This is a genomic window from Phyllobacterium sp. CCNWLW109 (genome assembly GCF_037203905.1).
Taxonomy (GTDB): Bacteria; Pseudomonadota; Alphaproteobacteria; order Rhizobiales; family Rhizobiaceae; genus Phyllobacterium; species Phyllobacterium ifriqiyense.
Genome location: NZ_JBBCBK010000005.1, coordinates 61,569 through 85,889 on the forward strand (window position 1 = coordinate 61,569; position 24,321 = coordinate 85,889).

Genomic DNA, 24,321 nt, shown 5'->3' on the forward strand with positions numbered 1-24,321 from the left:
ATGCGTTATGAGCATTAATTGCGAAATTCTGGACTTGCGTGCTTTCCTGGCTGTTGTCGAACTGGCGAACTTCCATCGCTCGGCTGAGGCGCTCAATCTGTCTCAACCTGCATTGAGCCGGCGCATTCAAAAACTCGAGCAGGCGATTGGGGGGCCACTGCTGGAACGTACGACGCGGCACGTTTCAACAACTGCACTTGGCGCTGAACTCATCCCGCTTGTGCGCAGAATGCTGGAGGAGTTCGACACCTCGCTTTTCGCAGTTCGGGATACGGGATCGCAGCGTAGTGGATTGGTGACCATTGCATGTCTTCCGACAGCCGCGTTTTACTTTCTTCCCACGGTAATCAAGCAGTTCAACTCGGAATATCCGCATATTCGTTTTCGAATCCTCGACCTGACCGCCACCGATGGATTGCAGGCGGTTGCGCGGGGAGAAGTTGAGTTTGGTATAAATATTATGGGGTTATCCGATCCCGATCTCATCTTTGAGCGCCTGATTGAAGACCCATTCGTGCTTGCTGCGCGCAACGATCATCCGCTGGCGGCAAAAACCGAATTGGAGTGGGGTGACCTGACGCCGTACCAGTTGATCACGGTTCACAGGTCCAGCGGCAATCGAACCTTGCTTGATGCAGCCCTTGCCAAATCCAATCTCAAGCTTCGCTGGTCCTATGAGGTGACGCATTTGTCGACATCGCTCGGGCTGGTTGAAGCCGGGCTTGGAATTTCCGTCTTGCCAAAATTGGCGACACCTCAGGAAGAACATCCCTTTTTGGTTACAAGACCAATCCGCAATCCAGAGATATCCCGAACAATAGGCATTGTACGTCGACGAGGCGGAACGCTGTCACCCGCTGCTGAGAGGTTTATGACGCTCCTTATCGGTACTTGGGCTGACCCTAACACCCCATAGCCCGTTGCGAGCAGTTGCACGCAATAGAAAATTTCTCTGCCTCCTGCCCTTGAATCGGGAACTGCGGCCGCCTAACTCTCCCCCAACCCGCTGGTCCGGGCCCCTCTGGCAAGTGCCCCGGCGAACTTGTGATGTCGGACCGTTTCCCGACAACGCACGCCGGTGGAGAAATCCTCAATGGAATTCGATTTTTTGTTCATCGACTGGCTGGGTAAGCCGGTCTGGATGTGGCTAAGCTTTTTTGGCCTCGTTCTCGCTATACTGGCATTCGATCTCGGCGTTCTTCACAAGGAAAACAAGGAGATCAATGTGGTTGAGAGCTTGAAGCTCTCTGTTCTTTATATTTCCCTCGGCCTCGCTTTCGGCGGGTGGGTCTGGTGGTATATCGGTGCTGATGCGGGTATGGCCTATATAACGGGCTTCGTCGTCGAAAAGACGCTCGCGCTGGACAATGTCTTTGTTATCGCCCTGATTTTCTCCTTCTTTGCCGTCCCCCGTCTCTATCAGCACCGGGTCTTGTTCTGGGGTATTCTCGGCGTCATCGTGCTGCGTGCCATCATGATCGGCGTTGGAGCAACGCTCGTCGCTGAATTTGCGTGGTTGCTTTATATCTTTGCAGCTTTCCTGATCTTCACCGGCCTGAAAATGCTGGTTATGGAAGAATCCGAGCCTGACATTGCCAATAATGCGCTGGTCCGCTTCATGCGCCGCCGGTTCAACGTGACCGAAACCCATCATGGCGAACATTTCTTCGTGCGGCAGGCGGACCCCAAGACGGGCAAGCTGATCTGGTTCATTACGCCGCTTTTCATGGCGCTTGTTCTGGTCGAGGTCGCCGATGTGATCTTTGCCGTTGACTCGGTACCAGCCATCTTCGCCATCACCACTGACCCGTTCCTAGTCTATACGTCCAATATCTTCGCCATCCTGGGGTTGCGCGCGCTTTATTTCGCTCTTGCGGCAATGATTCACCGCTTCCGCTATCTCAAACCAGCCCTTGCTCTGGTTCTGATTTTCATCGGTTCGAAGGTTTTCGTCGCTGATATGCTGGGCCTTGAAAAGTTTCCTGCCGCGCTGTCGCTGGGTGTCACCTTCGCGATCATAGCCGGCGGGGTGGTCTGGAGCCTGGTCAAGACCCGCAAGGATGAGGTTGAAGTATGACGAGCGACCAAGCCTCAAGCAGGCTTTGAGCGATGCAAATTGCGGGAGGGGGCGTTATGCCCCCACCTCTTGCCTGATCTCGTCCAGCACCTGTTCAGCCCCTTCAGCCTTCCCGTGGGCATCATCACCGTCAGCCTTGGCGGCTGTTACATGATCTGGCTGCTATTAAGGGGAAGCTCATAAACTTCGCCCTGGGAATTATATTTTCGCTATAGCAGGAGCAAGTCGCATGGAGCCGGCTGTTGGTGCATTGGCAGCCGGCTATGTCCACATCCGCCTCAAGCACTCAACAATATTGTAACTGTAGTCACTCTGTCTATTTGTTCTGCCGAGTACAATAATGGAACAGGGTGCCCGGCATGCCATGGCTTCAAGAGATCGATATAATGCGGAGAATCTGGCAATCCTGATTGTCCCGGATTATTGACGAAAAAACTGTTGTTCCACGCCCCAACATCGATGACCATTCGAACCGACGGCCCTGAGATGACTGAGAAGTCGTTCAATCGATAAGTGGCATAGTTGAGGGTAGAACTGCTTCCGCCCAAGGCGATTGGCCCAGTTGACCACTCTTTGTCCGTGAGCGCCTGTAGAGGATGGCGCAAGTGAAGCCTATGGATGGAACCCCACGGAGGGTTCGCGGCGCCCGCTTCCCCCAAGGCAGTATATTCCGTCCAAGCATCTCCAAGGCTTTGGCGAAGGGCTTTAGCAATCTCGGGACTATCCGGCGCTTTTTCCAGCCACGAAGCAATGCTTGGTGCATCAAATGGCATTAACAACGGAATAATTTCCGGTGCGGCCCCTTCTAGTCGAGCGACAAGAGGACCGAGATGCTTGCTGAACCATATCTCAAAAATTGCTGCGGGCGCGGAATGTGCAGCCAGATCGCCATCCCAATTCTGCAGAAGCCGCCACGCCTGTTCATTATTGTCATTGCCAAATACTCGTTGGACTCGCTTCAACACGCGGACGGCAATCGGTGACCGCGTTGAACTCTGAAGCGCTACGCAATCTTCGAGGGAAATCGGCTCGCTGCGGGAAAGCTCATTGTGGAGCGTGTCGTGCCTGCTGCTGTCGAGCCACTCATAGCCGATAGCTGGATTGGATGCGGTCCAATCGACCGGTACATTCATAGCGTTGGCGGTCGCTATAAAACCGCGTGAAGGGTTAATCTCCAAGGGCCCCGATTGCGGTGACAGATAGCCATTCCATTCAAATCGCCCATCGCCAGGAACCGGAAGCAAGCCATCCCAATTGTTGCGAACTGGCGTGGCACCAGACGGCTTCCATGCAATTGTGTTGGCCGTATCAGCATAAATATGATTGACGGAAGGGCAGCCCCAGCCTTCCAGCGCGCTGGAATATTCAGTGTAGTTCGTCGCTTTCATCACGGAGAGGCTAGCCATATAGGGCGCCATACCCGCGTCCATCCAAACAGTTCGCAAGCCGAAAGCGCGATGGTTTTTTTCATCCTGGTAGATGATCGGACCATGGCGGGTGAACTTTAATTCGACTTTTTGATCGGGGTATCCTTTGACGGGAATTGTCTCGGTGATGGTTTCGACCTGTTCCCAATCGTCTGCGTAGGCATATTGATCAGGATCATCTTTCTTCGTCTGATAGACATAGATATCCTCTTGGTCTGCACCGAAAATGGTAAGACCGAAGGCGATCTTGCCATTATGCCCCATCGATATTCCAGGAACCATCGGCTCACCTGCACCGATCACGTCTAGACCCGGCATGGTCAGGTGAACGACATATCGTATGGATGGCAAACTATGCGTGCGATGCGGATCGAGAGCGAGTATAGGGCGACCGGTTGTGGTTTTCTCCGCCGATATGGCCCAGTTGTTGGAGCCCTCTTCAAAAGAAGCGCGAACAATATCGCCAGTCGGAGCCACTGTCGTCCAAAGGGCTGCCTCATCCAATGTGGCAGCCAGCCGCTCTTTTGAAAATGTCGCGGGGCTGATGGCAAGGTTGAAATCACGTAGCACCCTGTCCGTCATAATTGCCGGGTCAAAGCCTTCGACCGGCTTGGGCACAATGCCGTGGGACAAATCCTTGCGAAGCATGTCGAGCTTTGCGCCAAGCTCAATGCCCGCAGCAGCCATGACTTTGGAGCGTAAAAGTTCGGAGGATGCATTGCGCGTCAGCGAATGGGTGCGCACCCGCACAACATCTTCCGCCTTCCAGTGTTCTGGCCGATGACCAAGCAATAGGAACTCTGGCGGAAGCGCTATCGAGCCTGCATTGCAGGCATCGACATAAGCATTGATACCGCTCGCAAATGCAGTGCAGATTTCTTCAGAATCCTGCCCGTAAGCTCGCCATTCGGCCGCCATGTCGCCGCGGTAAAGTAACAACCGAGCTGCCCTGTCCTGCTCCAGATAGCCTGGGCCAAAATCACGCGCCAGCAGACCCAGCCCGCGTTTGCGGGCTGTGTCGATCTGCCAGAGACGATCTCGCGCAGCATTCCAGCCTTGCGCAACAAAGAGATCGTGAAGGTTGCTGGCTCTGATATGAGCCACCCCCCACTGATCCACATTAATCGTAGCGTCATCCTTCAGGCCCGGAATCTGGGCTTTGGTCAGTCGGCTTGCATCAGACATGGTAGGACCCGTTGCGCCTTATTCCAGCCGCAGGAACAAGCCTGCGTGAAGACGCGCGCGCTCGATCAGACTGTCTTCGAAGATATGCTCGCCCAAGGTGTGCAGACCATCACCACGTACGCCGATGGAATCAAGTGTCGGCACACCGAGCGCGCCGGTAAAGTTTCCATCGGAACCGCCACCCGAGCTTTGGGCCGTCATGGTAAATCCGACCTCTTTCGCAATATCATTAGCGAAGTTGAAAAGCTGCATATCTTGCGGCTGCCCGGGCTCCCAAACTGGCCGCGTCACCCCGCGCGTGACGATCAGTTCCACATCATCTTTCGCGCCCGCAAGAGCCATGATACGTGAAACACCCTCTTCGAGATCCTTTTGGGTTTTCGCCATGCTGAGCGCCTCGGCTTTGCAGCTTGATGAAACGCAATTGACCCATTGCCCGGCCTGAATAACACCGACAGAGAATGTACAATCTTCCGTCGTGAGTGCTTCGATCTCGATGATCTTTTCGGCCATGCGGCGGATGGCTGAGCGTCCTTCCTTGAGCAGCCAGCCAGCATGACTTGGCCTGCCAATAGTTTCGAGATTGTAGCGCGCAATGGCATAGCGCCCCACGACGGCGCCACCATCACGCCGTGCGGGTTCCGGTACCAGAACATATTTGTTCTTGAGCGCTTCCTGCTCAATCAGATCACGCGTGGAAGGCGTTCCCACCTCTTCGTCGGGCGTCAACAGAAAGGTGACAGGAAGCTTGGTTGCGAGCCCGTTTTTTGCAATCTGACGCATGGCCTCAAGCGCAACGAAATTGCCACCCTTCATATCCTGGATGCCAGGGCCGTAAATCTTGCCATCATCCCGGCGAAACGGATTTACATCAATGACGCCAAGCGGATGGACGGTATCGAGATGCCCTGACACCAGAATGCCGGGCTTGCCATGATGTTCGTGCGGAAACCTTGCGCGCAAAGACCCGCCAAATCCCATTCGCCCCGGAATGAATTCAACGCTGGCACCTGCAGCGGCAAAGTCATAGGCGGCAATGTCCACCATTCGATTGACCGCCGCTGCATCGAAAGTCGGGCTTTCGGTTTCGATCCAGGGGCGCAGACGCGCAATCATGTCATCAAGGTCAAATGGAAGTTCAAACGCGCTCATGCAGCCAATTCCTTGTTAACAGACAAGCGGGTTTCCACGATCCGAGCATAGATAGACGCGCCAATCGGAAGCACTTCCGGTTCGAGTGTAAATGCCGGATTGTGCAAGGCGGCCTTGCCGGCGTGCTGCACGTTAATGTAAGCACCTGGCACCCGGGCGAGCATATCGGCGAAGTCCTCGCTGCCCATAAAGGCTGGGCAGTCATCGCTGACATTTTCCTCGCCGAGCACATCGCGTGCAGCGGCGATATAGGCGTCGGAAAGCTCGTTATCATTACGCAAAACATCGAAGACGTTGCGAATATCGACATCAACGGTCACGCCGTAACCAGCTGCCACGCCTGCGCAAATTTCTCTCAGGCGGCTTTCCGCCACATCGTAGACGTGACGCTCGAAATAGCGGATCGTACCGGTGATCGTGGCGACTTCCGGCACGATATTATAGGCGCTGCCGGTGTGAAATTGGGTGCACGAAACAACGCAGGCTTCAGTCGCGGGGATATTGCGCGAAACGATGGTCTGAATCTGACCAACAAGATCGGCGCCGATTACCAGCACGTCACGTGAGTTATGCGGCTGGGCCGCATGACTGCCTTTCCCCGTTAGTTTGATGTCGAAAAAGCTGGCCCCGGCCATGGCGGGACCCTTGCGTATCTGCGCTTTGCCGAGCGTACCTAATGGCTGATTGTGCATTCCGTAGATTTCGTCGCAGGGAAAGCGCTCGAACAGACCTTCGGCGATCATGGTACGCGCACCACCAAGACCTTCCTCAGCGGGTTGAAATACAAAAACCGCCGTGCCTTCGAAATTGCGCGTAGCCGCCAGATATTGGGCTGCGCTCAGCAACATCGTCGTGTGACCATCATGGCCGCAGGCATGCATACGGCCTGGGTTTTGCGATGTATAGGCAACGCCCGAAATCTCGTCGATCGGCAGTGCATCCATATCCGCTCGAAGGCCGATCCGGCGATTGCCAGGATTATGACCTTTCAGAATGCCGACGACGCCAGTCTTGGCAATATCGGTGTGAACTTCATCGAAACCCCACTTCTTTAGAAGACCAGCGACAACGCTGGAGGCGTGGTTCTCCTCAAAGCCAATTTCGGGATGACGATGAAGGTCTTCGAAAACCGCGCGCATCTCGCCGGCCTTCTCCTCAATAAACGGTATGATGGGCATAATTTCGTTCCTGTTTGAAGCATTGAAGATAATCGGGGCCGCAAGCAGCGGCCCTTCGATCAGGCGGTGGGACGTCCAGCCGCGAAATCCCAGAAGCGGCCGGGAGCCGCCTCAATCAATGAGCGCGTATATTCATGCGACGGATTGCCAAGCACGTCGGCAGCATTGCCATGTTCGACAACCTCTCCGCGTTTCATCACCAGCACGTCATCACATATCTGTGCTGCGACGCGCAGATCGTGAGTTATGAAAATAATGGCGATGCCGGTATCCTTCTGAAGCTGTGCGAGAAGATCAAGAACCTGTGCCTGTATCGAAACATCCAGCGCGGAGACCGCTTCGTCCGCCACGAGAATGTCGGGCCTGAGGGCAACAGCCCTGGCAATGGCAATACGCTGGCGCTGCCCGCCCGAAAATTGATGCGGATATCGCTTTAAAGCATCCAGTGGCAGCGAGACAATCTTCAACAGACGTTTCGCCTCGGCCACGGCTTCTTCGTAAGGCACATCGTAGTTGAGCGGCCCTTCCGTCAGACTTTGCTCAATAGTCCAGCGCGGATTGAGCGACCGGAACGGATCCTGAAATACAACCTGCAGTTTTTTGCGAAACGGCTTCATTTCGCGTTTGCCAAGATGTGCAATGTCGCGTCCACCGACAAATATCTCGCCTTCTGTCGGCTCAATCAACCGCATGATCGAACGAGCGACAGTGGTTTTGCCGGAGCCGGACTCGCCGACAATCCCGAGCGTGCGTCCGCGTGGAAGCTCGAAAGTTACGTTGCGTGACGCTTGAACACCCGGCTTGGTGATGAAAATACCGCGGCTTCGATAAGTCATGCCGAGATCGCGCACCTGGATCACAGCTTCGCCGCCTTGCGATGCGCGCGCCAGTCGGGGAATGAGACTTGGTACCGAACCAAGCAGATCTTTTGTATATTGCTTTTGCGGTGAAGCCAGAACTTGCCGAATCGTGCCGTGTTCTACGATTTCGCCATTGTGCATAACGCAGACACGGTCGGCAATTTCGGCAACCACTCCCATGTCATGCGTGATGAACAGAACCGCCGTGCCATGTTTTGCCTGCATTTCGGCAATCAATGACAGAATTTGCTTTTGCGTTGTCACGTCGAGCGCAGTGGTCGGCTCATCTGCGATCAAAACCACGGGCTCAAGTATGAGCGCCATAGCAATCATGATGCGCTGACGCTGACCACCCGAGAGTTGGTGCGGAAAGCTTTGATAGATGCGCTCAACGTCAGGCAGGTGCACCTGCTCCATAATATTGATGACTTTGACGCGTTTCGCGTCGGCCGACAAATTGGTGTGAATATCCAGAACTTCCATGATCTGCTCACCAACCCGCATAACCGGATTGAGCGCCGTCATTGGCTCTTGAAAAATCATCGAAATGCGTGTGGCGCGCATCTTCTTCATATCGGCGGGAGACAATTTCAGCAGGTCAATGCCGTCAAGTCGAATTGCTCCCGTTTTTACCAACAAAGCATTCTTGGGAAGAAGGCCCATGGCTGTCAGTGAGGTCACCGATTTGCCTGAGCCCGATTCGCCAACGAGACAAACTGTTTCGCCTTTACGGATATCAAGGCTGACGCTGCGAAGAACCTGTGTGCCGCTGGGTAGCGCCACGACGAGATTGTCAATTTCGAGCACGACCGGTTCTGTTGTGAAATCACGATTGCGCAATTCCATTTCAGCCCTCCCGCTTTTTCAGGCGCGGATCAAGCGTATCGCGCGCCGCATCGCCCAGAAGATTGATTGAAAGGACGCAGAGGGTCAGCAGAAGCCCTGGCCAGAGCACAATAGACGGTTTGATGCGGAAAAACTGGCGGCCTTCGGCCATGATGTTCCCCCATGTCGGGATCTCGGTGCTGATGCCTGCCCCGAGAAACGATAGGATTGCTTCGGTCAGAATTGCCGATGCGACGATGTAGGTGCCCTGCACGATAAGCGGAGCCATTGTATTGGGCAGAAGATGCTGGAAAAGAATTTTTGGCGTGCTCGAACCAAGGGCCAGCGCGGCTTCGACGTAGGACTCTTCGCGAGCACTCAGGATTACCGACCGCACCAGACGCACGACGCGAGGAATTTCCGGAATGGTAATTGCTACGATCACCGAGCCAATGGATGGCCCGTTCAGTGCGACCAATGCGATGGCGATCAAAATGGAAGGCATTGCCATCAGCGCATCCATCATGCGCATGATGATCGCATCGGCAGTGCGGAAAAAACCAGCGACCAAGCCGATGAGAATGCCCACGCCAATTGAAGCTCCGGCAGCGAGAAGGCCTATCAACAGGGAAATACGCCCACCGAGAATCATGCGTGAGAAGAGATCACGACCGTAATTATCAGTGCCAAGCAGGTAGTCATCCGAAGGCGGCTTGAGCCGCATCAACGGGTTCATGGCCAGCGGATCATGCGGAGCGATCCACGGTGAGGCAAGGGTGAGAATGAGAATTGCGGCAAGGAGAACGCCCGCAATCATCGGTCCGATACCAACGCGTGTAACGCGCGGCAGCGAGAACAGGCGCAGCAACCAATGCATGCCAGTCGATGTCGGTTCAGAGGCCATCAATAGCGTATCCTTGGATCAAACAATGTGTAGGAAAGATCGATCAACAGATTGACGAAGACGTAGAGCGCGCTCGTCAAAAGGATCATGGCCTGAATGACCGGATAATCGCGCGCCAGAACCGCATCAACCGTCAGACGTCCGATACCGGGTATATTGAAAATGCTTTCCGTGACCACGACGCCCGAAATGAGTAGCGCGAACCCGGTGCCAATAATGGTGACGACCGGCACAGCTGCATTCTTCAAAGCATGTACGAACAGGAGACGACGATCACTGACGCCTTTTGCCCGTGCAGTGCGAATGTAATCCTCACCCAAAACATCCAACATGGCTGCGCGGGTCATGCGGGCGATGAGCGCGATATAGATCGAAGCCAGTGTCAGTGCGGGCAATATGGCTCGCTCCATGAAGCTGCCAAAGCCCGACGAAATTGGTTTGAAACCCTGAACCGGAAGCCAACCCAGATTGACCGAAAAAATGAGCAGCAACACATAACCAACCAGAAAAACTGGAACGGAAAAGCCCAAAACAGAAAAACTCATGACGAGATAATCAATCCACGAACGATGCCGCCAGGCTGCGATCACACCCATCGGAATTGCCGCGAGAACAGCAATAATAATGGTGAGAACCGCTATGGAAATCGTCGGGCCGATACGTTGCGAAACCAGATCGAGCACCGGAACGCCTGATATCAGCGAAACGCCAAGATCTCCCTGCATTATATTGCCCATCCAGACGAAATATTGCGTCAAAATGGGTTTGTTGAGCCCCATGGCCTCCCGAATGCGTTCGAGTTGTTCGCTTGTGGCGGCATCGCCTGCCAGAATTGCCGCCGGATCACCCGGCGTAAGTCGCAGGAGGAGGAAGACAAAAATCGATACCAGCAGCAACACCGGTACAAGAGCAAAAATACGTTTTAAAAGGTAGATAGCCATATGCGCGTCCCGCGAGAGACGGAACCGATACCGAACCGGTTCCGTATTGAATTGGGAGCCATCACGTCAAACGCGATAGCGGCGGGCAGATTATTCTTCGGTCTTTTTTACGTTCCAGAACACCGGGACGGGAGAGCCGAGCATATCGACGACGTTGGAACGGCGGCCCTGTGGCGGATTATATTCGCCAAGCGGAATATAGAGGACGTTCTCAAGCGTATGGGCCTGGATTTTCTCAATAACGGCTTTCTGCTCTTCCGGTGTTTTCCCGGCAATATATTCCTTCTTAAGCGCTTCGATCTTGTCATCCTTCGGCCAACCGAACCAGCCCTGATCGCCGCGACCATTGAGCATGACGGAGTTTAGCGGTGTGGCAATTTCCGGAATCTGCCAGTTTGTGAAGAAGATATTCCAGCCACCCTTTGACGGCTCATCCTTTGAGGCCCGACGACCGACAAGCGTCTGCCAGTCCATTGGCTGCATGTCCACAGTAAATCCAGCTGCACGCAACTGCTGTGCTGCCACAACCGGTTGAGGAGAGAGACTGGAAACGTCTGTTGGCTGCATCAGTACAACCGGCTTTCCATCATAACCGGCTTTTTTGAGCAGTGCTTTTGCTTCTTCAATATTGCCTTTCCCGACAATGCTGTCAGCGCCGACATTCGTGGCGTTAGGCGTGCCGCAGCCGAAAATAGCACCGCAAACCCTGTAATATTTGGGATCGGCCATAAGCGCGGCAAGCACTGGTTCCTGCGACATGGCAAGAAAAGCTGCACGGCGAATATCCGGATTGTCAAAAGGTGGATGCTTGAAGTTGAGGCGCCCCATGGTCTGATAGCCGAGCGGGTCGCGCTGTTCGAGAACCACCGTGTCATCGCCTTCAAACAGCGACACCAGGTCGACGGGCACCTGCTCCATGTAGTCGACTTCACCGCTTGCAAGAGCGTTAACCGCCGTCTGCGCATCGGTCATCGTGACCCAGCGAACCTTGTCTACATTTACGACTTTACCGCCTGCCATCCAATTGGCTGGTTCCTTGCGCGGTATATACTCTTCGTTTTTAACATAGCTTACACCAACGCCGGGCTGGAACTCTGCCGGCACAAACTTGAATGGGCCGGAACCAATATGCTCTGTAATGGCGGTATCGGCAGGCGTTGCGGCGATGCGCGCGGGCATGATGAATGGAGGCAGGGCGGCCTGCTTGGAAAGCGTGTCAAGGAAGGGGGCAAATGGCTCCTTGAGTGTCCAGACCAGCGTTTTATCATCGGTCGCCTTCAGGGATTCCGTAATATCCATGATAAGCTGACCGCCAGCATCGCGCTTGGCCCAACGCTCGAGCGAGGCCACTGCGTCAGCGGCTGTTACCGGCGCACCATCGTGGAATTTAAGACCATCGCGCAGTGTGAATGTATAGATCTTACGATCGTCCGAAACGGTCCATTCTGCCATCTGAGGCTGTGGCTTGAAGTTTTCATCGACCGCGATCAGCACGTCGTAAATCATGTAAGCATGATCGCGGGTGATATGTGCTGTGGTGATGATCGGATCAAGGATGCGCAGGTCTGAATGCATGACTGCGGTAAGCGTTGTTTCCGCCCATGCAGCGCTTGTACCAAGCGCGATCAGTGAGGCTGCAATTCCATATTTTAGTTTACGAAGGGTCGGGCTAGGTTGGTGAAAACTGATAAACTTCATCTACTTAGTTCCTCTGGAGGTTGTTCTTATTGTTCTAGTTGAATTCCTGTCCGAGCGGCTCAAGCCTTATGCCCGCCCGCAAGCGCTTCCACGGCAATTGCGCCGGGCTGAGCGGCATCGCACCGGGGGCAATGCAGACAAGAAGCTTTTCCGCGATTGGTGCGAAGTCGGCTCGAAAATGGACGGAGCTTTTATTAACGAGGATGGCTTCCTGTTCTGGTTGAATCCCAACCATGCGATAAAGTTCACGATCTGCCATTTGGGCAAGATTGGTCGTAACAACGATACGCGTCCCGCCGAGTCGAAGGCAGGCAGATGGACCCATATCCAACCATGTGCCACCATAATAGGGACCTGTTGCATGGACCTTGCCGTCAGAGAGTTTCTCGACGGTGAACCGGGCTTTGAATGGCTCGTCGTTATCGATCCCCGATTTGCCGCCAAGCGAAATCTCGATCTCAGCCTCCTCGCCTGCTTGATGCGCAAGCCTTGCGGCTTCCGGATCGTGGATACATCCAATGGCTGCACGTTCGGCGCCACTGGCAACAAGTGCACGAAGCATCCCGGTCGTATCCGAACTGCCACCCGCTCCGGGATTGTCTTGAGTATCCGCAATGACGACCGGGCGAACGGCGCTCCGAGCCAGCTCAATCGCCTTTTCAATCCCCTCCTTTGGCTGATAGGCTGTGCCGACAAAAGAGGATTCAGCCGCCGAAAGAGCCGTCATGATATTATCGGCGCACGCATCTACCGCCTGCTTATCCCAACCATAGGCGAAGACCGAAGGCCCGCATTCGGCAAAATCAGCAGCGGGGAAGCCCATGAAGAGCGAGGCCGTCAGCACATTCTCAGGCAGATCGACCGTCATGCCATATAGGCCTTTTGCGGGCTCTTCCTGCGTGCACTGCCATGCAATCGGGATCAGATAATCGCCCTGTCGCATCGCCTTCTGCCAGCCATCAGGCCTGTCCATCAATGCCTGCAAAGCCTGTGCCGACCGATAACCGGTTTCGGCCATATCGACGTGCGGGTAAGTACGAAAACCGACCATGACATCCGAAAGGTCGAACATACGCCGCGTAATATTTCCATGCAGGTCTAATGCGACGGCAATCGGTTCCGATGGGCGGATGGAACGAACCCGTTCAAGAAGCTCGCCTTCGCCGTCATCCACGTGCTCAGCAACCATTGCGCCATGCAGATCGATAAAAATGCCATCCAGAGGCCCGCAATTGCGCAGCCCTTCGACAATCTCGGAAACGATTGTTTCATAGGCGTCTTTGGTCACCGGCGCGGAGGGGATTGCCCCTGCCCACAGGATGGGCACGATTTCCCAGCCGGCCTGTTGCGCAAAGTTCAATGCCCCGACAATACCGAGGTTAACATTCTGCGCATTCTCGAAAATCGCGTTTCCACGGGAGATGGGGATGTATCCGCCACCCTGAACAAATGCTGCCATGGTTGCCGGCGCCGCAGCAAACGTATTTGTTTCATGCAAAAAGCCAGCGACAGCCACGCGTTTTGACACGAGCATACTCCCATTTTTGATTTGCCCCCTCGGGCTGATATGTGTATCTCTCAGCGATACATCTATATTGTTTTTTATGATAGGAACCAATTTTGATGCTTGTCAATCCTCCAATGTCGATTAGAGATTTTTCATGACCACATTTCGAGATCTTCGCGGCATATCCAGTTTCGACCCTGATGAAGGAGAAGCTTACAAGGACGATCCGTTGTTTATGCGTTCGGTCGCAAGAACGGTCGCTGTCATGTCAGCATTTCAGAGCGCGCGTCATCCGTTATCGCTCAGTCAGGTTGCGACAGCTGCTGGTGTGGATCGCAGCGCTGCGCAACGGATCGTTCACTCACTCTTGAAGCTGGGTATGCTCACCCGCGACCCTGAGGATCGCGGCTACCTGCCCGGTCTGCGTGTGCTCGACATGACGCACGATTTGTTGCGACTTAACCCAATGCTCCAGCGCGCAAATCCCGTCATGTTGGAGCTACGCCGCCGTGTCCGTGAGCGTGTCGATCTTTCGCTCTTTGACGATGTGCGCGTCGTCTATGCTTTGCGCATGCCCTCAAAGCATGAAATCTTCAGCGCGACCATTGTTGGACATGCGGTTCCGACTTACTGCACGGCGGGCGGCATTGCCATCCTATCGCTCCTCCCTGACGAGAAGGTCGCCGACATTGTGAAACGCTCGGATTTGACACCTTTTACCAGTCACACCATCCGCACTCTTGATGAAGTTATGGTGCATGTCCACGCCACGCGTGAGCGGGGGCATTCCGTATTATGCAGGCAGTTGTTAAATCATGAAGTGGCAATCGGCGCTCCGATACGAGATTCGAGCGGTGCTCCTATTGGCGCAATCCACGTCGCGGGAAGTCTGCAAGAGTGGACGGCCGAAAGCTTCAGTGACAGCTTCGGTCCGCTGGTGCAAAACGCGGCGCAAACAGTTTCGGAAAAAGCTCCCATCGGGATCCGAAAAGGGATTCAAGAATAGGTCAATGCCCAATAGTCGGCGGCTCTGCTGCGTCTGCTGGCTAAAGCAACCACTTCCAAAACCGTCCATCAAACAGGATCATCATGAGGAAAACAGCCGGGTTGGTACTTTTCGACGGGTTCCTCAGCAAACGCAATAGTCGGGGCCTGACCACGTTTGCCCGGAGCGATGAGCGAAGGGCATAAGTTCTAAACGGAGTGGCCGCAGGCATATCTTTTACGGATTTGCCGAAATGAGTTCTTTCATGACTTTGCCGAACTTGTGTTCGATCTGATCGCGAAGCCGGTGGCGGCCGTGATCAACCTGCTTGATGCCCGTTACCCAAGTCGAATCTACTTTGGCACCATTGGCAAAAATCCATGAGTCCAACGCAACGTCACCGGAAAACAGATCCGGCGTCTGGAGCTGGATGCTGATGAAATCCGCGGGTTTGCCAATGGCAAGGCCTGTCTCGACGCCGAGGGCAGTGCCGCCGCCGCTGACAGCGTGGTCGAACAGCGCCCTGCCTGTCGATCCGCCCGCTGGTGCGAGCACGTTGCGCGAGCGATGCGCCAGACGCTGCGAATATTCTAGCTGACGCAGCTCGTCGCCAATTCCTATCAGAACATTTGAGTCCGAACCGATGCCGAAGCCACCGCCCGCTTGCGTGAATAATTGTGCTGAAAATGTTCCGTCACCCAGATTGGCTTCCGTGATCGGGCAGAGACCGGCAATCGCACCGCTGCGAGCCATGGACTGCGTCTCGTCATCTGTCATATGTGTCGCGTGTATAAGACACCAGCTTTTGTCCAGATCAGCATTTTGGAGCAGCCATTCGACGGGACGCGCACCCGACCAAGCGATGCAATCGTCAACTTCCTTTATCTGCTCGGCGACATGGATATGTTTCGGATTTTTTCCGGCGATGGCCGTCACGGCTTCCAGTTCATCCGGCGTCACTGCTCGCAGACTATGGGGCGCTACGCCGACTTTCGCATCGGGCAAGTCCTTGACTGCCTGCTGGCATCCGGCATGAAGCTTTTCATAAGCGTCCAGCGTGTTGATGAACCGGCGCTGTCCCTCTGAGGGGGCAGCGCCGCCGAACGTGGAATGCGCATAGAAAACAGGCAGTAGGGTAAGTCCTATCCCCGTCACGTTTGCAGCTGCTGCAATCCGCTCACCCATCTCGGCAATATTTGCATATTGCCGCCCGTCAATATCGTGGTGGAGGTAATGGAACTCGCCGACACGTGTAAAACCCGCCTCCAGCATTTCCATATATAGCTGCGCTGCGACTGCTTCCATCTGCTCGGGCGTCATTGTCAGAGCAAAGCGATACATGACATTGCGCCAGCTCCAAAAACTATCGGCACCAGGACCGCGGCTTTCTGCAAGTCCTGCCATGCCGCGTTGAAATGCGTGGCTGTGAAGATTTGGCATGCCGGGGAGAATGATCGAATGGCGCTCATCGTCGGGAAGCGGAGCGCTGTCCGGCTGCATAGCGGTAATGCCAGTGCTGGCAAAACTTATGCGGACGTTCTGTTGCCAGCCGGAAGTCGTCAATGCTGCCTGTGCAAATATATGCGTCAATGGTGAATCCTCCCGAAGCGACAGAAAAAACGTTTGCGTTGATCTCAATTATGTCTATACATATTAGCAGGAGATGAAAAGGCGTAAAGCTCATGGGCGGAAATATAATTTCAGACGAAAGTGAAGCTCGGCATGCAGATGTGGAAGTGTGGCGCAATATGCGCCTGCTTACCTGCCAGCGCGATGCAACCGCTATCATTGATCAAGCGGCGATCCTCGTAAAGAATGGGCGTGTTGTTTTTGCGGGCGCGGAAAAAGACCTTCCGGTGGAAGCGCAAGCGGCCACATCCCATGACCTTGAAGGCAGATTGGTGACGCCATCTCTGATCGATTGTCACACGCATCTTGTCTATGGCGGCAACCGCGCGCGGGAATTCGAAATGCGGCTTGAAGGGGCAAGCTACGAAGACGTTGCGCGCGCAGGCGGTGGAATTGTTTCATCCGTCAAGGCCACCAATGCGTTGAGCGAAGATGAACTGATCGCGCAAAGCCTGCCGCGCCTGGATACGCTGCTGGCAGAGGGCATTTCAACCATCGAAATCAAATCGGGCTATGGGCTGAATATTGAAGCCGAGCTGAAAATGCTGCGCGTTGCGCGGCGATTGGCGACCATGCGGCCGGTGCGGATTTATAGCAGTTATCTTGCTGCCCATGCGGTGCCGCTTGAATATCGTGGCCGTGCCGATGATTATATTTCTGAGGTCGTGCTACCCGGGTTGGAAGCTGCTCATGCGGAAAAGCTGGTCGATGCGGTCGACGGATTTTGCGAGGGCATTGCTTTTTCTCCAGCGCAGATCGCCCGTGTGTTTGACAAGGCAAAATCTCTCGGCCTTCCCGTCAAGCTTCATGCAGAACAACTCTCCAATCTCGGCGGTGCCAAGCTTGCGGCATCTTACGGCGCGCTTTCCGCCGACCATCTCGAATATCTTGATGAAGAGGGCGCGAAAGCCATGGCAGCGGCTGGAACAGTTGCTGTTTTGCTGCCGGGCGCATTTTATACTCTACGCGAAGAACAGGCTCCGCCCGTCCAGTTGCTCCGAGAGGCAGGCGTTCACATTGCCGTGGCAACCGATTGCAATCCCGGTACCTCACCGCTCACTTCGCTGCTTTTGACGATGAACATGGCTTGCACACTTTTCCGTCTGACAGTTGACGAGGCGCTTTCGGGGGCAACGCGCGAGGCGGCGCGTGCGCTTGGCATACTGAATGACACAGGCACGATCGAAGCGGGCAAATCAGCCGACTTCGCGGTCTGGAATGCGACGAGCCCGGCTGAGCTTGTCTACCGTATAGGGTTCAACCCTCTCCACATGCGCATTTTCCGCGGACAAAGGATTACTCGATGACCATTATACTTCATCCGGGCAGTGTTTCGCTCAGCACGCTTGAGACGATTTACTGGCAAGGAGCGCCCGTCAGGCTGGACCCGTCATACCATGCGGGGATTGAAGCCGCCGCACGGCGTATTGCCGAAATTGCCGCTGGCAATGCTCCTGTTTATGGGATCAATACGGGCTTCGGAAAGCTGGCTTCGATCAAGATCGATGCTGCCGATGTTGGAACGCTGCAACGCAATCTCATTCTTTCGCACTGCTGCGGTGTCGGCAATGCTTTGCCGGAAAATATCGTCCGCCTGATCATGGCTCTGAAGCTGATATCGTTGGGCCGTGGCGCTTCCGGGGTGCGTTTCGAGCTGATCACGCTCATTGAGGCAATGCTGGAAAAGGGCGTTATTCCGGTCATTCCGGAAAAGGGTTCAGTTGGCGCTTCCGGTGACCTTGCTCCTTTGGCACATATGGCTGCGGCGATGATCGGCGAAGGCGATGTCGTTTTCGATGGCGCGCAAATGCCTGCCGGAGATGGTCTTGCCAAGGCGGGTCTGAGGCCCGTCGTGCTTGCGGCCAAGGAAGGGCTTGCGCTTATCAACGGCACACAAGTTTCCACTGCACTGGCATTGGCTGGGCTGTTTCGCGCCCATCGCGCTGGCCAGTCGGCATTGGTCACAGGTGCATTGTCGACAGATGCGGCGATGGGCTCATCGGCTCCTTTCCATGCGGACATACATTCGCTTCGGGGCCATCGCGGCCAGATCGATACAGGTGCTGCATTGCGGCGCCTGCTTGAAAACTCTCCTATTCGCGAGAGCCACATTGAGGGCGACGAGCGGGTACAGGATCCTTATTGCATCCGCTGTCAACCACAGGTTGACGGGGCATGTCTTGATCTGCTCCGAATGGCGGCGCGCACCCTGGAAATCGAAGCCAATGCGGTGACAGACAATCCGCTGGTCTTGAGCGATGGCTCGGTGGTTTCGGGCGGTAATTTTCATGCCGAACCCGTGGCTTTTGCTGCCGATCAGATCGCGCTCGCCATCTGCGAAATTGGATCGATAGCCCAGCGCCGCATCGCCTTGCTGGTCGATCCGACCTTGAGCTATGGCTTGCCGGCATTCCTGGCTCGCAAGCCGGGACTAAATTCAGGACTCATGATTGCTGAAGTAACGTCAGCCGCCTTGATGTCTGAGAACAAGCAGATGTCGCATCCGGCCTCTGTCGACTCGACACCCACATCGGCCAATCAGGAAGACCATGTTTCGATGGCCTGTCATGGTGCGCGCCGTCTCTTGCAGATGACGGATAATCTTTTCTCGATCATTGGCATTGAGGCTCTGACTGCGGCACAGGGAATTGACCTGCGTGCACCGCTGCAGACCAGCCCGGAACTCACGCGCGCTCATGGCGTTATTCGAGCAGCGGTGCCTACATTGGAGGAGGATCGCTATATGGCTCCTGATCTGAAGGCTGTTTCAGAGGTGGTTGCTTCCGGCAAGCTGAACGCTGCCATCTCACCCGACATCCTGCCGCTGCTCGATACAAGCTTGTGAGGATCGGTCAATGAGCGCTGTTGAAGTAAAACAAGGTACATCTCCAATTATTCTCGGTTTTCCGCATACGGGTACGGAAGTTCCGGTCGATATCCATGCGCGTCTCAACGAGAATGGCCAGATGCTGGCGGATACGGATTGGCACATTGATCAACTCTATGATGGCCTGCTGCCAAACGTAACTACGGTGCGTGCAACATTCCATCGATATGTCATCGATGCTAATCGCGACCCCGATGGAAACAGTCTTTATCCCGGCCAGAATACAACGACACTGGTTCCGGAAACAGACTTTGACGGCAAGCCGATCTGGCGCGACAAACAGCAACCCACGCCCGCCGATATCAAGCTGAGGCTGGAGGCTTTTCATCGCCCTTATCACGAAGCGCTGGCCGCGCAGATCAAGCGGGTTCATGAGATGCATGGACTGTGCATCCTCTACGATTGCCATTCCATACGCTCGCACATCCCCTTTCTGTTTCAGGGCAAATTGCCGGATTTCAACATTGGTACAAATGAGGGCAAAAGCTGTTCACCGGAAATTGCTTCGGCAGTGGGGCGTATTGCCTTTGCCGCTTCCGGATATGACGCGGTCATCAATGGACGTTTCAAGGGCGGCTGGACAACCCGGCACTATGGCCAGCCGGAGAAAAACATCCACGCCATACAGATGGAGCTGACGCAATCTTCCCATCTGACGACCGAGGCCCCTCCTTTCGACTATGATGAGGCCAAGGCGGAAAAACTGCGCAAGCACCTCAAAGATATTCTCGAAATTCTTGAACAGACTGCAATCAAACTGGGAAGCAGATATGAACAATCCAAGGCATAATATCCGCGAAATCCGCAGCCCTCGCGGCAATGAACTCAATGCAAAATCGTGGATGACCGAAGCGCCCTTGCGCATGTTGATGAACAATCTCGATCCCGATGTTGCAGAGAACCCGAATGAGCTGGTTGTCTATGGCGGCATAGGCCGCGCCGCCCGCACATGGGATGATTTTGACAAGATTGTCGCCACGCTGAAAACGCTGAACGAAGATGAGACATTGCTGGTGCAATCCGGCAAGCCTGTCGGCGTGTTCAAGACCCATTCAAATGCACCGCGCGTTCTGATTGCAAACTCCAATCTCGTGCCGCATTGGGCGACCTGGGATCATTTCAACGAACTGGATAAGAAGGGTTTGGCCATGTATGGCCAGATGACTGCCGGTTCATGGATTTATATCGGTACACAAGGTATCGTTCAGGGCACCTATGAAACCTTCGTCGAAGCCGGTCGTCAGCATTATGGCGGTAGCCTCAAGGGCAAATGGATATTGACCGGCGGCCTTGGCGGCATGGGCGGCGCGCAGCCACTGGCTGCTGTGATGGCAGGTGCGTGCTGTCTCGCTGTCGAGTGCAATCCGGACTCAATCGATTTCCGTCTACGCACCCGCTATGTCGATGCGAAAGCTGAAACGCTGGATGAAGCGCTCGAAATGATTGACCGCTGGACCAAGGCGGGTGAAGCAAAATCGGTTGGCCTTCTTGGCAATGCCGCGGAAATATTGCCGGAGCTGGTTCGTCGTGGCGTCCGCCCGGACATTGTGACCGACCAGACCTCGGCGCATGATCCGATCAATGGCTATCTTCCCAAGGGCTGGACCATGGCCGAATGGCGGGCCAAGCGCGAGAGCGATCCGAAAGCTGTCGAGAAAGCCGCACGCGCCTCAATGCGTGAGCATGTCGAAGCGATGATTGCTTTTTGGAATCAGGGCATTCCGACGCTCGACTATGGCAATAATATTCGTCAGGTGGCCAAGGATGAAGGTTTGGAAAATGCTTTCGCATTCCCCGGCTTCGTGCCTGCCTATATTCGCCCCTTGTTCTGCCGTGGTGTCGGCCCGTTCCGTTGGGCTGCACTTTCCGGTGATCCGGAAGACATTTACAAGACCGATGCCAAGGTTAAGGAGCTGACGCCCGGCAATACGCATCTGCACAATTGGCTCGACATGGCGCGTGACCGGATTGCATTCCAAGGTCTGCCAGCACGCATCTGCTGGGTGGGTTTGGGTGATCGCGACCGGTTGGGTCTCGCGTTCAACGAAATGGTTCGCACCGGTGAATTGAAAGCGCCAATTGTTATCGGTCGTGATCATCTTGATTCCGGTTCCGTTGCTTCTCCCAATCGGGAAACGGAAGCGATGAAAGATGGCTCGGATGCCGTATCGGACTGGCCTCTGTTGAACGCGCTTCTGAACACTGCGTCGGGTGCAACATGGGTGTCGCTGCATCATGGCGGCGGTGTGGGCATGGGCTTCTCACAACATTCCGGCATGGTGATCTGCTGTGATGGCACGGACGACGCTGCGGAGCGCATCAAGCGGGTTCTGTGGAATGATCCGGCGACCGGTGTTATGCGTCACGCGGATGCGGGCTATGAGATAGCGCTGGATTGCGCCAAAGAAAAAGGACTCAACCTGCCGGGCATATTGGGCTGATGCATATATTGCGCGCCAGTGATCACAAACAGATGCCCTGGAAAAACGGCGGCGGTGTCACGACGGAGATTGCCGTAGCCCCCGCCGGGGCAGGTGTTGGCGAGTTTCATTGGCGCGTCAGCATGGCGACAGTTGCCTCCGATGGACCATTCTCCTCCTTCGAGAATATTGATCGCATCCTTACGGTTCTGGACGGAGAAGGTATGAATCTCGATGTGGCGGGAATGGAGCCCATGCGCCTGACAACTGCCTCCGAGCCCTTTGCCTTTCCCGGCGATGCTGAAACATCTGCAACACTGGTCTCCGGCACCATCACTGATCTCAATGTCATGACCCGCCGAGGTCAATGGCATGCGACGGTGGAGCGACTGACAGTCAAAGAACCCTGCATTGTAAGAACTGGTTCCGGCAGCAGCATCATTTTTTGCGTCGAGGGAACGCTCGAACTGGCGGATCGATCGGTCCTCACGAAACATGATGCGTTGTTTGTCGGCGAAGCAGATGGTATGGCCACGATTGCTGTTGGGGGCTCTGCGGTTATCTTGATTATTCGCCTTGCGCCCAGTTCGTTGACGAGGCCAATTTGAACAAAGCCACCCTCCCCTCACCTGTTGACCCTGACCAATCCAAAGGCCAGCTGTCTGCACGTATCCGCAGCGATATTGAGCGGCGCATACTTTCAGGGGAATGGGCGCCGGGATATCGCATTCCGATAGAGCGTGAACTGATGGATACTTACGGTTGCGCACGCATGACTGTAAACAAGGCGCTTGTGGCGCTTGCCGCTTCAGGACTGATCGAGCGCCGTCGTCGTGCGGGCAGTTTTGTTTCACAGCCACTTGTCCAATCTGCCGTCATCGAGATTTCAGATGTGAAGGCTGAGGTTGAGGCTATCGGTCAAGTCTATCGGCTGGAGGTTGTCTCGCGTCGTCAAAGGACCAGCACGGCAGCAGATATGAAGCGTCTTGACGTGCAGACCCCTCGCCCGGTTCTGGCAGTGCTGTGCCGGCATTTGGCGGGCCGCCGCGTGCATGCCTTTGAAGATCGTCTTATTGATCTGGTAAGCGTACCCAATGCCAGCGACATTGCTTTTGAAAATGTCCCGCCTGGGACCTGGCTGCGCGAGCATGTGCCGTGGTCTGAAGCGGAGAACCGCATAAATGCATTGAATGCCGATGCGGTTTTGTCCGCCCATTTGGGAATCAAGGAAGGCGCTGCCTGCTTGCAGGTCGAACGTTCGACCTGGCGCGGGACGCAGCCGATCACTGCCGTGCGCATGTATTATCCCGGCGACAGCTATCGCCTCGTCGCGCATTTCAGCCCGAAGGGTAATTAATCAGTCTTGAGCGTGCCGGTTCTCGCACCTTTTTAGCGGGACAAAAAATTTCGCTTGTCATCCCGCTGTTATAAACAGACAGTACAAAGAAAAAATTGCGCAGCTGTGCAATAGGGGATGAAAATGAACGGGCAGGCTTTCCTTAAAGTGGCTGGAATGAGTGTTGGCTATGGGCCGACGACTGTTCTGGACAATCTTGATCTGGACATTGCCAAGGGGGAGTTTGTTGCTCTCCTTGGCTCTTCGGGCTGTGGCAAAACAACTTTGCTGCGCACGATTGCCGGTTTCGCAAAGCCGTTTTCCGGGCGGATCGAAGTTGCCGGTCGCAATGTAACGGAACTGCCGCCCGACAAGCGCGGCATGGCACTCGTGTTCCAGTCCTATGCGCTGTGGCCTCACATGACTGTTGCGCAGAATATTGGCTACGGCCTGAAGCTCCAAAAGCATTCGCGCGAAACCATCAATAGCCGCGTTGCCGAGATGCAGGAACTGCTCGGGCTCTCTGGCCTCGGTAACCGCAAGCCCGGCCAGCTTTCGGGTGGACAGCGTCAGCGCGTCGCCCTTGGCAGAGCTTTGGCAATTGACCCGGAAATTCTCCTGCTTGACGAGCCTCTCTCCAATCTCGATGCGCGCATTCGCCTGACTGTTCGCCATGAAATTCGCGTCTTGCAAAAGCGCCTTGGCATCACGGCTGTTCATGTCACCCATGACCGGGAAGAAGCGATGGTCATGGCCGACCGCATCGTCATCATGAATGCGGGGCGGATCGAACAACAGGGACCACCAGAGGAAGTTTATAACAAACCGGCCTCGCCTTTCGTTGCCGCTTTCATGGGTGCCGAGAATCTTCTGCCGATGCAGGTGCGCGTGCAGGGCGATCTGATTGAACTAGCGGAAGGCGAGTATAACCAGACCTCGGTTACATCACGCTCCGGCCGCTCATTGACCACCGGTCCTGTGGAATTGCGTTTTCGCGCGGAAGCTGCGCGACTTGCGCGTGTTCAAGACGTTGCGATGCAGGGCACCGGTCATCTCGAATTGCGGGGGCAAATTGCAAGTGTAAGTTATCCCGGTGGCCATTGGCGTCATGCTGTGCGCCTTGGAGACCGCGAAATACTCGTCGATGCCGACGCGCCGTACAATCAGGGTGAAACGGTGAAAGTGCAAATACCGGCGGACTCGCTCTTTATCTTCAATACCTCAACAAATACGGCGAAAATAACATAAAAGCGAAGCGAAACTGCGCTTAGCTTCTGCTGTGCCTTATACTACTAAAATTAACAATCTTG

At 54.9% G+C, this 24,321-nt stretch carries 19 protein-coding genes; 10 read left to right on the forward strand and 9 right to left on the reverse strand.

The genetic code is table 11. The features are described 5' to 3' along the window. The first annotated feature begins 7 nt into the window (after window positions 1–7). A complete protein-coding gene (locus V9K92_RS20550; RefSeq protein ID WP_337354816.1) occupies window positions 8–916 on the forward strand; it encodes a LysR family transcriptional regulator in 909 nt (302 codons plus the stop codon). Between the two features lie 177 nt (window positions 917–1,093). Further along, on the forward strand, window positions 1,094–2,077 hold the full coding sequence (locus V9K92_RS20555) for a TerC family protein (RefSeq protein WP_115053722.1): 984 nt from the start codon (window positions 1,094–1,096) through the stop codon (window positions 2,075–2,077). A 278-nt stretch (window positions 2,078–2,355) separates the two neighbouring features. Here the strand turns inward: V9K92_RS20555 and V9K92_RS20560 are convergent, their stop codons facing one another. The 8 genes from V9K92_RS20560 to V9K92_RS20595 all read right to left on the reverse strand — a co-directional run bounded on the left by V9K92_RS20560 (window position 2,356) and on the right by V9K92_RS20595 (window position 13,781). Beyond that, window positions 2,356–4,689 carry a penicillin acylase family protein gene (locus V9K92_RS20560; RefSeq protein ID WP_337354817.1) on the reverse strand — a complete coding sequence of 778 codons (2,334 nt, stop codon included), beginning with the start codon at window positions 4,687–4,689 and terminating at the stop codon, window positions 2,356–2,358. A gap of 18 nt (window positions 4,690–4,707) precedes the next feature. Further along, a complete protein-coding gene (locus V9K92_RS20565; protein WP_336441964.1) occupies window positions 4,708–5,841 on the reverse strand; it encodes a M20/M25/M40 family metallo-hydrolase in 1,134 nt (377 codons plus the stop codon). After that, entirely contained in the window at window positions 5,838–7,019 is a 1,182-nt protein-coding gene (locus V9K92_RS20570) for an amidohydrolase (RefSeq protein WP_115053725.1), read from the reverse strand. Before V9K92_RS20570 ends, V9K92_RS20565 begins: the two co-directional genes overlap by 4 nt. A 59-nt stretch (window positions 7,020–7,078) precedes the next feature. Continuing rightward, window positions 7,079–8,725, reverse strand: coding sequence for an ABC transporter ATP-binding protein (locus tag V9K92_RS20575; protein WP_337354818.1), 1,647 nt, complete (start codon window positions 8,723–8,725; stop codon window positions 7,079–7,081). A 1-nt stretch (window position 8,726) separates the two neighbouring features. Beyond that, window positions 8,727–9,521 (reverse strand): ABC transporter permease, encoded by a 795-nt coding sequence (locus tag V9K92_RS20580; protein ID WP_370878668.1) that lies wholly within the window; start codon window positions 9,519–9,521, stop codon window positions 8,727–8,729. Between the two features lie 86 nt (window positions 9,522–9,607). Next, window positions 9,608–10,549, reverse strand: a complete 942-nt coding sequence (locus V9K92_RS20585) for an ABC transporter permease (protein WP_115053728.1) — start codon at window positions 10,547–10,549, stop codon at window positions 9,608–9,610. A 90-nt stretch (window positions 10,550–10,639) separates the two neighbouring features. Next, entirely contained in the window at window positions 10,640–12,247 is a 1,608-nt protein-coding gene (locus V9K92_RS20590; RefSeq protein WP_115053729.1) for an ABC transporter substrate-binding protein, read from the reverse strand. Between the two features lie 34 nt (window positions 12,248–12,281). Continuing rightward, the gene (locus V9K92_RS20595) at window positions 12,282–13,781 is read right to left on the reverse strand and encodes a M81 family metallopeptidase (RefSeq protein ID WP_337354819.1); all 1,500 of its coding nucleotides are present in this window, start codon (window positions 13,779–13,781) and stop codon (window positions 12,282–12,284) included. A 127-nt stretch (window positions 13,782–13,908) separates the two neighbouring features. On the opposite strand from V9K92_RS20595, the gene V9K92_RS20600 reads away from it, so the two are divergent. Further along, window positions 13,909–14,760, forward strand: coding sequence for an IclR family transcriptional regulator (locus tag V9K92_RS20600; protein WP_336441968.1), 852 nt, complete (start codon window positions 13,909–13,911; stop codon window positions 14,758–14,760). 216 nt (window positions 14,761–14,976) lie between these two features. On the opposite strand, the gene V9K92_RS20605 is transcribed toward V9K92_RS20600, so the two are convergent. Further along, entirely contained in the window at window positions 14,977–16,329 is a 1,353-nt protein-coding gene (locus V9K92_RS20605; RefSeq protein WP_337354820.1) for a formimidoylglutamate deiminase, read from the reverse strand. Window positions 16,330–16,421: 92 nt separating this feature from the next. Between V9K92_RS20605 and hutI the strand changes: the two genes are divergently transcribed. The 7 genes from hutI (at window position 16,422) to V9K92_RS20640 (ending at window position 24,259) form a co-directional block, all read left to right on the forward strand. Further along, window positions 16,422–17,675 carry an imidazolonepropionase gene (hutI, locus tag V9K92_RS20610; RefSeq protein WP_337354821.1) on the forward strand — a complete coding sequence of 418 codons (1,254 nt, stop codon included), beginning with the start codon at window positions 16,422–16,424 and terminating at the stop codon, window positions 17,673–17,675. Continuing rightward, complete coding sequence (gene hutH, locus V9K92_RS20615; RefSeq protein ID WP_115053734.1) at window positions 17,672–19,213, forward strand: histidine ammonia-lyase; 1,542 nt, start codon at window positions 17,672–17,674, stop codon at window positions 19,211–19,213. Before hutI ends, hutH begins: the two co-directional genes overlap by 4 nt. A gap of 10 nt (window positions 19,214–19,223) precedes the next feature. Then, window positions 19,224–20,045, forward strand: a complete 822-nt coding sequence (gene hutG, locus V9K92_RS20620) for an N-formylglutamate deformylase (protein ID WP_337354822.1) — start codon at window positions 19,224–19,226, stop codon at window positions 20,043–20,045. After that, on the forward strand, window positions 20,026–21,696 hold the full coding sequence (gene hutU, locus V9K92_RS20625; protein WP_337354823.1) for a urocanate hydratase: 1,671 nt from the start codon (window positions 20,026–20,028) through the stop codon (window positions 21,694–21,696). Before hutG ends, hutU begins: the two co-directional genes overlap by 20 nt. Further along, a complete protein-coding gene (locus tag V9K92_RS20630; protein WP_337354824.1) occupies window positions 21,696–22,283 on the forward strand; it encodes a HutD/Ves family protein in 588 nt (195 codons plus the stop codon). The genes hutU and V9K92_RS20630 overlap by 1 nt, the downstream gene beginning before the upstream one ends. Next, window positions 22,280–23,032, forward strand: coding sequence for a histidine utilization repressor (hutC, locus tag V9K92_RS20635; RefSeq protein WP_115053738.1), 753 nt, complete (start codon window positions 22,280–22,282; stop codon window positions 23,030–23,032). The genes V9K92_RS20630 and hutC overlap by 4 nt, the downstream gene beginning before the upstream one ends. 123 nt (window positions 23,033–23,155) lie before the next feature. Next, window positions 23,156–24,259, forward strand: coding sequence for an ABC transporter ATP-binding protein (locus V9K92_RS20640; RefSeq protein ID WP_337354825.1), 1,104 nt, complete (start codon window positions 23,156–23,158; stop codon window positions 24,257–24,259). Window positions 24,260–24,321: the final 62 nt, after the last annotated feature.

What these genes read in the sequence shown, in the direction of transcription:
- V9K92_RS20550 (WP_337354816.1), top strand. Translation starts at nt 8, where the DNA reads ATGAGCATTAATTGCGAAATTCTGGACTTGCGTGCTTTCCTGGCTGTT.
- V9K92_RS20555 (WP_115053722.1), top strand. Translation starts at nt 1,094, where the DNA reads ATGGAATTCGATTTTTTGTTCATCGACTGGCTGGGTAAGCCGGTCTGG.
- V9K92_RS20560 (WP_337354817.1), bottom strand. Translation starts at nt 4,689, where the DNA reads ATGTCTGATGCAAGCCGACTGACCAAAGCCCAGATTCCGGGCCTGAAG.
- V9K92_RS20565 (WP_336441964.1), bottom strand. Translation starts at nt 5,841, where the DNA reads ATGAGCGCGTTTGAACTTCCATTTGACCTTGATGACATGATTGCGCGT.
- V9K92_RS20570 (WP_115053725.1), bottom strand. Translation starts at nt 7,019, where the DNA reads ATGCCCATCATACCGTTTATTGAGGAGAAGGCCGGCGAGATGCGCGCG.
- V9K92_RS20575 (WP_337354818.1), bottom strand. Translation starts at nt 8,725, where the DNA reads ATGGAATTGCGCAATCGTGATTTCACAACAGAACCGGTCGTGCTCGAA.
- V9K92_RS20580 (WP_370878668.1), bottom strand. Translation starts at nt 9,521, where the DNA reads ATGATTGCGGGCGTTCTCCTTGCCGCAATTCTCATTCTCACCCTTGCC.
- V9K92_RS20585 (WP_115053728.1), bottom strand. Translation starts at nt 10,549, where the DNA reads ATGGCTATCTACCTTTTAAAACGTATTTTTGCTCTTGTACCGGTGTTG.
- V9K92_RS20590 (WP_115053729.1), bottom strand. Translation starts at nt 12,247, where the DNA reads ATGAAGTTTATCAGTTTTCACCAACCTAGCCCGACCCTTCGTAAACTA.
- V9K92_RS20595 (WP_337354819.1), bottom strand. Translation starts at nt 13,781, where the DNA reads ATGCTCGTGTCAAAACGCGTGGCTGTCGCTGGCTTTTTGCATGAAACA.
- V9K92_RS20600 (WP_336441968.1), top strand. Translation starts at nt 13,909, where the DNA reads ATGACCACATTTCGAGATCTTCGCGGCATATCCAGTTTCGACCCTGAT.
- hutI (WP_337354821.1), top strand. Translation starts at nt 16,422, where the DNA reads ATGGGCGGAAATATAATTTCAGACGAAAGTGAAGCTCGGCATGCAGAT.
- hutH (WP_115053734.1), top strand. Translation starts at nt 17,672, where the DNA reads ATGACCATTATACTTCATCCGGGCAGTGTTTCGCTCAGCACGCTTGAG.
- hutG (WP_337354822.1), top strand. Translation starts at nt 19,224, where the DNA reads ATGAGCGCTGTTGAAGTAAAACAAGGTACATCTCCAATTATTCTCGGT.
- hutU (WP_337354823.1), top strand. Translation starts at nt 20,026, where the DNA reads ATGAACAATCCAAGGCATAATATCCGCGAAATCCGCAGCCCTCGCGGC.
- V9K92_RS20630 (WP_337354824.1), top strand. Translation starts at nt 21,696, where the DNA reads ATGCATATATTGCGCGCCAGTGATCACAAACAGATGCCCTGGAAAAAC.
- V9K92_RS20640 (WP_337354825.1), top strand. Translation starts at nt 23,156, where the DNA reads ATGAACGGGCAGGCTTTCCTTAAAGTGGCTGGAATGAGTGTTGGCTAT.